General features: G+C 73.0%; 7 protein-coding genes and 1 pseudogene. 4 read left to right on the forward strand and 4 right to left on the reverse strand.

Annotation, left to right across the window (positions count from 1 at the left end; translation table 11 throughout):
- Positions 1–361: 361 nt before the first annotated feature.
- Positions 362–775 (forward strand): Zn-ribbon domain-containing OB-fold protein, encoded by a 414-nt coding sequence (locus C1I97_RS27690; RefSeq protein ID WP_111005873.1) that lies wholly within the window; start codon positions 362–364, stop codon positions 773–775.
- 7 nt (positions 776–782) lie between these two features.
- Here C1I97_RS27690 and C1I97_RS27695 read toward each other — a convergent pair whose 3' ends face one another.
- The 4 genes from C1I97_RS27695 to C1I97_RS27710 all read right to left on the reverse strand — a co-directional run bounded on the left by C1I97_RS27695 (position 783) and on the right by C1I97_RS27710 (position 4160).
- Positions 783–1982, reverse strand: coding sequence for a glycosyltransferase 87 family protein (locus C1I97_RS27695; protein WP_258382762.1), 1200 nt, complete (start codon positions 1980–1982; stop codon positions 783–785).
- A gap of 189 nt (positions 1983–2171) precedes the next feature.
- On the reverse strand, positions 2172–2552 hold the full coding sequence (locus tag C1I97_RS27700; protein WP_111005875.1) for a PPOX class F420-dependent oxidoreductase: 381 nt from the start codon (positions 2550–2552) through the stop codon (positions 2172–2174).
- A gap of 10 nt (positions 2553–2562) precedes the next feature.
- Entirely contained in the window at positions 2563–3171 is a 609-nt protein-coding gene (locus C1I97_RS27705; protein ID WP_441349159.1) for a zinc finger domain-containing protein, read from the reverse strand.
- A complete protein-coding gene (locus C1I97_RS27710; RefSeq protein ID WP_111005876.1) occupies positions 3168–4160 on the reverse strand; it encodes a GlxA family transcriptional regulator in 993 nt (330 codons plus the stop codon). The genes C1I97_RS27705 and C1I97_RS27710 overlap by 4 nt, the downstream gene beginning before the upstream one ends.
- Before the next feature lie 74 nt (positions 4161–4234).
- Here C1I97_RS27710 and C1I97_RS27715 point away from each other — a divergent pair, with 74 nt between their 5' ends.
- The 3 genes and pseudogenes from C1I97_RS27715 to C1I97_RS27725 form a co-directional block, all read left to right on the forward strand.
- Positions 4235–4822, forward strand: coding sequence for a cysteine hydrolase family protein (locus C1I97_RS27715; protein WP_111005877.1), 588 nt, complete (start codon positions 4235–4237; stop codon positions 4820–4822).
- Positions 4823–5055: 233 nt separating this feature from the next.
- Positions 5056–5463 (forward strand): annotated as a pseudogene (locus C1I97_RS41830) (hypothetical protein); the annotation flags it as partial.
- A gap of 169 nt (positions 5464–5632) precedes the next feature.
- On the forward strand, positions 5633–6777 hold a 1145-nt coding region (locus C1I97_RS27725), incomplete at its 3' end, for a S1 family peptidase (protein WP_111005879.1).

Consider the following 6777-nt stretch of genomic DNA (forward strand, 5'->3'; position numbering starts at 1 on the left):
CTACGTCACCGACCTGGCGTACCCGGCGCGCGGGGCGGTGAGCGGAGGGGCGGCAAGGATGCAGGAAGGTTACTGCGCCAGGTGTTCCGTCGGTCCCACCGCACTTGGCGCCCACCACGGACGGCACTGAGTGCCATTCACACCCCTTCCAGTAGCCGTATTCCTGCCCTTGACTCCCCCGCATCGACACGGAAGTCAACCTTGCCAAAACTGACAGTAATTCAGAGCCGTCGAACATCTTTACCTATGGCACTGAGTGCCATACTCTGAGGCCGTGCACGGTGGTACGGAGACCGCGCACACGCGTGCAAGGTGCGCCGCGCACGCGGGATTTCCGGCCGAGCGCAGGGAGTTGACCAGCGTGTACCACCAGTCAGGAAACGCCGTTCGTCCGGCGGCCGGCTCCGCGACCGGCCTTCTCGAGCCCGGGTCCCACACCTCCGAGGCCCTGTACTTCCAGCGCTGCACCTGGTGCGGCACCGCCGTGTACCACCGGCTGCTGTGCCCGGTCTGCCGGGGCAGCGAGCTGCGGACCGAGCGCAGCGAGGGCGTCGGCACGGTCCGCCACTCCACGGTGGTGCACCGCAACACCCCCGCCGCGCGGAACGTGTCGCTGATCGAGATGAGCGAGGGCTTCGTCGTACGCGGCCGGGTCATGGGCCCGCTCATCGGCATCCACGGCGGCGACCGGGTCCGGCTGTCCACGGCGAAGGACCCGGTGCGCGGCGAACCCGTCTTCCAGCTGGTCGGCGAGCCCTACCGCGCCTGGACCTGACGGGCCGTCAACCGAGCCGGCGCCCGAGGGAGCCGTCCGCCAGGCTCTGCTCCGGCACGGCGCCGGAAGCGGCGGCCGGCCGCTCGTGCCCCGCGGGTCCCCACGCGACCGCGACCAGCGTCAGCACCGCGCACACGGCGTAGACGCAACCGGGCCAGGCGAGCGACGCCGGGTAGGCATCGGGGTGCACCGCCTGCCGGCTCTCGGCGCGGATCAGGGACGGCACCACCCGGGTGACCGTCACCAGCGCCCACACGGCGAGCGTGATCCGGCTGAGCGGACGCCGCCCGAGGGGGCCGTGGGCCAGCCAGATCATGGCGGGCAGGCACCAGATCCAGTGGTGGCTCCAGGACACGGGGGACACCAGCAGCCCGTACAGCTCCACGGTCACGAGGACGCCGAGCAGGTCGTGCCGCCGCACCGCCGCGCGCACGGCCCAGACCGCCGCCACCGTCACCAGGGCGAGCGCCGCCCCGTAGGCCAGGAACGCGGCGGTGTCCTGGCCGAGCAGTCTGCTGAGCGCCCCGCGCAGGGACTGGTTGCGCACCGACCAGGCCGGGCCGACGCGCCGGGTCTCCGTGACGAGCACCGACCAGTAGCGCGCCGACTCGCGCGGGGCGACGCACCAGGCCAGGGCCGCCGCGGTGACGGCGGTCGCGACGGCCCACACCGCCGCCCGCCACTGCCGGGTCGCCAGCAGGTACAGTCCGCCGACGGCCGGGGTCAGTTTCACCGACGCCGCCAGCCCCACGCCCGCTCCCCGGCCCACCGCCGCGCGCGGCACGGCCAGGCCCCACAGGACGACGGCGCCCAGGAGCAGGTTGACCTGGCCCAGGTCGAGGGTGTGCCGCACGGGTTCCAGCCACAGCCCGGCGGCGGCCCAGAGCAGGGCGCGCTCCCGTACCCGGACGGCACCGGGGCGCGGGCCCAGCAGCCGCACCGCGCACACGGCGACGACGAGCAGGGCCGCCACGGAGAGCGTCTGCCAGAGCGCGACCAGCACCGTCCACGGAAGGCGGGACAGCGGCAGGAACAGCAGTGCGGCGAAGGGCGGGTAGGTGAACGGGAGCCGGGGAATGGGCGGAGTGGTCCACAGCACGTAGTCGTACAGGCTCCCGGAGAGCACGTGCGGTGCGGCCTCGCGGTAGACGCGCAGGTCCAGCGGGTGCGTCGGGTGGGTGACGACGGCGAGGACGTGCGCGGTCACGGAGACGGCCAGACACCAGCCGGCATGACCGGCGAGCCACTGTCCGATACTGCGGCCCGTGGCCCAGATCCCCTTCACCGCACCAGCCCCGTCGTGTCGGCAGCGCCCGCAGGTTAACCCAGCGGGTACGCCGGACGGCGGCTGCCACGCCGGGCGCCGGCCGTACGGGCGTCTTTCCCGCCGTCCGGGTCAGACGGTCACCCGGATCCCGACGGTGCCGTCCACCCCGCGGCGCAGCCGGCTGCCCAGCAGGGTGAGGCGGCCGAGCACGCCGTACTTGCGGGCGATGAGATCGCGGTAACGGGCGGTGGTGGCCGGATCGCAGATCCTCGCCGTCGCCGCCACCTGTTCTCCGGTGGGGTTGCCGCGCAGGTCGCAGGGACCGACGAGGACGTCGGCGCGGTTGCGGATCCGCTTGACCTTCCCGGAGTCGGCGGCCGTCCACACGCCGAGCGCGGCACCGTCGCGCACCACCCACACCGGGGTGGCGACCGGCGTGCCGTTCCTTCGGTAGGTGGTGACCAGCAGGTACTTCCCGGCCCCGAGGCGCTCCACCAGGGTGTCGTCCATGCGCGGCAGTCTAAGAGTCGTCACGTGATGCTGGTGTGATGCCCGTCCGGTTCCCGTGCGGGGATGGCGCGCCTGGGTGGTGCGCTCCCCGCCCGGGGAGGAGTTCCAGGCCCACGTCGCTCGCTTTCAGATCCTCGGCGAGCATGGCCGGTTCGATGCCGCGGCCGAGCCACTCGTGTTCGTGAACGACGAGGGTGACCCCGGCTTCGGCGAGGAAGTCCAGTTGCGCGTCCAGGGACTGCCGGGCGGTCGAGGCACGGGCGCACTCGAGGCGGGCGTACCCGACCGGCTCCGCGCCGGCACTTGCAGGCCGGGGCGGCTCGGTCCAGAACGAGCCCGGCTTGCGCACGGCGGGGGTGGGGACGTCGAGGGCCTTGGCGAGTCGGGGTACGAGGCGGAAGCGGGCGGTGTGGTACTGGACGGCCACCTTGCCCCTGCCGGTGCGGCACGGCGAGCCCCCCGGGGCGGCACAGCTGGACATCGGACAGGCGTGCGATTCCACGCGCTCGAAGCCGTCGCCACCGGGTCCGGCCCACGGCTGTCGCGGCCATGTGACTGACCGCGCAAGCGGACGCGGTCGAGTTGACCTGGCGGAGTGTTGTGGCCGGCCCGCAATCAACGCCCCTGTGCAGAGCGCGGTTGTTCAGCGAACGAGGTGCGGTAGGCGCGCGGGCTGGTCGCCAGGCGGGATGCGAAGTGCTGGCGCATGGTGACCTCGCTGCCGAAACCGGACCGGCGGGCGACCTCGGGCATGGGCAGGTCGGTGCGTTCGAGGAGTTTCTGGGCCGCCGCGATGCGGCGGTCCAGAAGCCAGCGCAGCGGGGTGGTTCCGGTGACTGCCGCGAAGTGCCGGGCGAAGGAGCGCGGTGACATCCCGGCGCGGGCGGCGAGCGAGGAAACGGTGAGCGGCTCGTTGAGATGCGTCAGGGCAAAGGCGCGCACCTCGGCCAGCGTGTCCACGTCGCGGTCGGCGTGCAGGATCGGGTGTTCGACGAATTGGGCCTGGGTTCCGGTCCGGAACGGTGCGGTGACCATGGAACGGGCGATGGTCGCGGCTGCCTCCGCGCCGTGCGCGGCGCGCACCAGATGCAGGCACAGGTCGATGCCGGCGGCGGTGCCGGCGGAGGTCCACAGATTGCCGTCCCCGATGAACAGGGCGTCCGGCTCGACCCGCACTTCTGGGTGGCGTGCCCGCAGCAGATCGGTCAGCGCCCAGTGGGTCAGCGCCCGGCGGCCGTCGAGCAGCCCCGCCTGGGCGAGCGTGAACGCGCCGCCGCACAGCGCGGCGATGGTGGTGCCCCGGGCATGGGCGCGGCGCAGCGCCGCGAGGACCGGCTCGGGCGCCGGGGTGGCATGGTCGTCCAGGCCCGGCACCAGGATCAGCTCGGCACGGGGTAGCCAGGCGAGGGTGCGGTCCGGTGTGAGCGCCAGCCCGCCGCGCATCGGTACCGGTTCAGGGCCTGCGGCTACCCGGCGCAGCTCGAACGCGGGCACCCCGTGGTCGGTGCGGTCCGTGCCCCACACCTCGGTGATCACCGAGACGTCGAAGGCCCGGATGCCGGGGAAGGCGAGCAGGGCGATGCGGTGGGCCGGTGCCGGTCGGGTCATCGTGACAGTAAACCATCGATCGCTGTCTTTTCGCCTTCTGTGAGCGTGTCCCTCGGGGCGTCAGGATCGTGGGCATGGAGATCACGCAGAACGCGGCGCTGGTAGTGGTGGACGTGCAGAAGGGCTTCGACGAGTCGGAGTTCTGGGGAGCACGCAACAATCCGGCCGCAGACGAGAACATCGCCTCGCTGATCGCGGCCTGGCAGGACACGGATCGGCCGGTCGTCTTTGTACGGCACGACTCGAACAAGCCCGGCTCGCCGTTGCGGACCGGGTACGAAGGAAACGACTTCAAGGAGTACGTCGAGGAGAGGCGTGGGAAGGGCCGCGGGCCGGAACTGCTCGTCACGAAGTCCGTGAACTCGGCGTTCTACGGCACCCCCGACCTTGACGACTGGTTCAAGGCGGCGGGCATCACCCAGGTCGTGCTGGCCGGTATCCAGACCAACATGTGCGTGGAGACCACCGCCCGCATGGGCGGCAATCTCGGCTACGACGTGCTGGTCGCCCTCGACGCCACCCACACCTTCGACCTGACCGGCCCGAACGGCCGGCACCTGTCGGCCGACGAACTGACCCGGGCGAGTGCCGTGTCGCTGCACGGCGGAGGCTTCGCCCGGGTGGTGACGACCGGCGAGCTGGTGGCCGCCGTCCGCTCCTGACACCCCGGGCGAAGGGCTGCCGTGCGGCATCCGGCAGGTGACCCGCCTTGGGGCGGGTCGGTCAGCCGCTGCGGCCCTCGCGGCTCAGGCGGGACCGGTGCCGAGGAGGCTGCCGTGCTCGGCCGCCGGCGGTCACGCTGCGGCGCACGTGGACCGCGGCGACTCAGTCCTTCTCAGCCGACTGCCCGGCTTCCACCAGGCCGGACTCGTACGCCACGATGACCGCCTGGGCCCGGGCCCGGGTCGCCGCCGGGCCGGCCCTGATCCCCGTACTCGATCCGCTGCTGCCCGCGATCCTCCGTACGGCCGCGCAGTGGAGCGCGCCGGGACAGGATGTACGGCTGGTGCACGACCGGCAGAACATGCTCACCCCCGGCCACGTCGAGTGGCTTCTGCGGACGGCCCGGCAGCGCGGCGTCGCGCTGGACGGCCCGGTACTCGTCGCCGCGCGGCAGGATCCTCGGGTGCAGCTCGCCGACTTCCTCGCGGGTATCGCCCGCAAGATCGCCTCAGACGAGCTGAACGGGCGCGGCGACCCGGCCCTCACCGCACTGCTGCGCCCCTACGTCGATGCGGCCTCCGTCCGGGGCGACGCCCCGAGCTGGGCCCGTCCCGGGCCGCCCGCAAACGGCCCCGGGCGGGACCCGCGGGCCGGCTCCGGGCGCCGGTCGCCTGCTGACCGGGCGCGCGGGAAGAAGAGCGCCCGCACGCTGAACACGTCCGTGCCGCGCCACGTATGGAGGAGGGGCGCTCAAGGACCGGAGGGCCCCGCGGTGTTGAGACCGTGTGTTCGGGGTTCGGGAGCCACGTATGAAGCACGTACGACGACGGGTCGTCCGGCGAGTGACACGGCTGGCGGCCGTCGCGGGACTCCTTCTGGGAGGGGGAATGGTCACGCAGGCGGCGATGGCCGGTGAGACTCCCGGCGCCCCCGCCGCCGTACGCGGCTCGGCGCAGCCGTCCGCCGGCGGCACGGGCGCCGGCCTGGTGGCGCGGCTCGGCACCTCGCGTACGGCGGGCAGCTGGATCGGCGCCGACGGGCGGCCGGTCGTCGCCGTGACCGACGAGAAGGCGGCGGCCGAGGTGCGGCGGGCGGGCGCCGAGGCGAAGGTCGTACGGCACAGCATGAACGAGCTGGAGGCGGCCACCGCGACCCTGCGCGCCGCGCCGCGGGTGCCCGGCACGGCCTGGGTGATGGACTACCGCACCAACCGGGTGACCGTCCAGGCCGACAGCACCGTCTCCGCCGCCGACTGGGCCCGGATGACCGAGGTCGCCGACGGCATCGGCAGCTTCGTGCGCATGCAGCGCGCCAAGGGCGCCTTCACCACCCGCCTGAACGGGGCGCTGCCCATGCTGTCGACCGGCGGGCGCTGCTCGGCCGGCTTCAACGTGACCGACGGGCAGAGCGACTTCATCCTCACCGCCGGGCACTGCGGGCCCACCGGGTCCATCTGGTTCGCCGACGACCAGGGCAGCCGGCAGCTCGGCAGGACCGTCGAGGCGTCCTTCCCGGGCGGCGACTTCTCCCTGGTCCAGTACGCCTCCGGCAGCGCCGGCCGGGGCGCCGACATCGTGGCGATCAGCGGCGGCAACGGCGTACGGATCACGGGGGCGGCCGATCCGGCCGTGGGGCAGCGGGTGTTCCGCAGCGGCAGCACCACCGGGCTGCGCGACGGCGAGGTGACCGGCCTGAACGCGACGGTGAACTACCCCGAGGGCACCGTCACCGGCCTGATCCAGACCACGGTGTGCGCCGAGTCGGGCGACAGCGGCGGTCCACTGTTCTCCGAGGGCATCGCCCTGGGCGTGACCTCGGGCGGCAGCGGCGACTGCACGACGGGCGGTACGACGTTCTTCCAGCCGGTCACCGAGGCGCTGAGCGCGCTCGGCGTGAAACTGATCGTGTCCGCGCCGCAGCAGGGCGTCGGGGCTCCTGGCTCTTATACACATCT

Source organism: Streptomyces sp. NTH33, from assembly GCF_003236365.1.
Classification (GTDB): Bacteria; Actinomycetota; Actinomycetes; order Streptomycetales; family Streptomycetaceae; genus Streptomyces.